The sequence below is a fragment of the Paenibacillus cucumis (ex Kampfer et al. 2016) genome (assembly GCF_019748695.1).
Lineage (GTDB): Bacteria > Bacillota > Bacilli > Paenibacillales > Paenibacillaceae > Paenibacillus > Paenibacillus polysaccharolyticus.
Window position 1 is genome coordinate 1 of sequence record NZ_JACLIC010000075.1, and the last position, 327, is coordinate 327.

A 327-nucleotide genomic window follows, 5' to 3' on the forward strand; every position below is an offset into this window, starting at 1 on the left:
TTCACGTGCCCCGCACTACTCGGGATCCGTCTCGGAGGGAACAGACTTTCAATTACAGGGCTTTTACCTTCTTTGGCGGGCCTTTCCAGACCTCTTCGCTTAACCGGTTCCTTTGTAACTCCATGTGAGACGTCCCACAACCCCAAAGAGCAAGCTCTTTGGTTTGGGCTTCTCCGCGTTCGCTCGCCGCTACTGACGGAATCACTATTGTTTTCTCTTCCTCAGGGTACTTAGATGTTTCAGTTCCCCTGGTATGCCTCTACATAACCTATGTATTCAGTTATGAGTAACTGGATATTACCCCAGCTGGGTTTCCCCATTCGGACA

The 327-nt window shown here is 50.2% G+C and carries 1 rRNA gene; it reads right to left on the reverse strand.

The window, feature by feature from the left end:
* Positions 1 to 327, reverse strand: a 23S ribosomal RNA gene (locus H7T88_RS28495); the annotation flags it as partial.